The following is a 1,462-nucleotide window of genomic DNA, read 5'->3' as shown; positions in this document are numbered from 1 at the left end:
GGGAGTGGACAAAACATGGGGGTCATCTTCGTCGTTGCGGCCCGTGCTAAGGTGAGTTCTTTGCGTGTGGGGCTGCCATGGACGTACGGATTACAATCGAAACTACCTTCGACAACGGGGAGAAGCGCACTCATCAGCTTGACGGCATTTCACGACCCTACCGGGTGACCTGTCCAGACGGGATCGGGTTGCGCCTCGAGGATGGGAAGAGGGTTGTCGAACAGATTCAGCGGGCAATTCTTTGCGATCAGGTTGAGGAAATCATCCGAGAAAGCCGCGTATGCCCGGATTGCGCCTCGGTTCGTGCCATTCATGACTATCGCACGCGCGATCTCGACACGCTCTTTGGGCGGGTTCGGGTCAAAGCCGCGCGCTTGCGCCGCTGTTCGTGTGATGCCAGGTCAGCGGCGATGCCCGGCGGACCTATTTCTCCGCTGGCCTATTTCTTTCCTGACCGGGCTACCCCGGAGCTGCAGCGGCTCCATGCGGAACTCGGGTCCCGGCATTCCTTTCGCGAAGCCGCGCGGCTGATGAAAAGCTTCCTCCCCTGCCATCCGCCCCATCACACCACGGTGCGTGACCGGTTGGGAAGAGTAGCCGCGGGGCTCGAGAAAAGTCGAAGGGCATCAGGCGATCCCGCTGAAGCACTTCCCAAAGGGGGTTTGACGGTTTTTCTGGACGGTGCGCATATCCGCTGTCGACCGGAGTATCAGCAGCGACACCTGGATCTTGTGGTCGGTAAGATTGAAAGTCGCAATATGTGCCGACGATTTGGCTTGGTCGCCAATGCGACGGCATCGCCAGGCAGCCGGATGCGAGAAGAGCTGTCAGACTTTGGATGGAAGCCGGGCCGTCTGTTGACGGTAATCTCTGATGGCGAGCTTGCTCTCCCGAACCTCATACGGAATGCCATGGGTGGCGACGGCCAGGTGAAGCATATCCTCGACTGGTGGCACATCTCGATGCGTATTCGACATGTCGAGGCCGCCGTTCAGGGTCTGGTCCAGATACCGGGATTCACTGGAATTCCGGTGCTGTTCCAGCGCCCCGCGAAAAGCCTTCGCTGGTGGCTGTGGCATGGCAGAGCACGGGTCGCGGAAACTTATCTGAAAGGGCTCATGCACGATTGCACCCGCCTTGCGGAAGAACCTTTGGCTGTCCGCACCGCTGCCGCTCGTGTGCAGGCCCGATGCGGGACACTGTACACCTATCTCGCGAACAACATGGAATCCCTTGTCGACTATGGCCGACGGTACCGTAACGGGCTGCCCATCTCGTCATCTCGTGCCGAAGGATCAGTCGATGACATTGCCAATGCCCGCATGGGAAAGCGCAGAAGGATGCGGTGGTCGCCCAAAGGGGCTCACCGAGTAGCCGTCACAAGGGCCGCAGTTCTCGATGGTCGGCTGACCGTCGCAAACAGAAAACGCGCCGCATGACCCCCATGTTTTGTCCACTCCCG

The 1,462-nt window shown here is 59.7% G+C and carries 1 protein-coding gene; it reads left to right on the top strand.

What is annotated here, in order from left to right; genetic code table 11:
* The first annotated feature begins 77 nt into the window (after positions 1 to 77).
* Complete coding sequence (locus BMI90_RS18425) at positions 78 to 1,439, top strand: ISKra4 family transposase (protein WP_040182552.1); 1,362 nt, start codon at positions 78 to 80, stop codon at positions 1,437 to 1,439.
* Positions 1,440 to 1,462 lie beyond the last annotated feature (23 nt).

The sequence above is a fragment of the Thioclava sp. L04-15 genome, from assembly GCF_002020275.1.
Lineage (GTDB): Bacteria > Pseudomonadota > Alphaproteobacteria > Rhodobacterales > Rhodobacteraceae > Thioclava > Thioclava marina.
The sequence above is the reverse complement of the archived record's forward strand: the minus strand, read 5'-3'. Positions and strand labels throughout refer to the sequence as shown.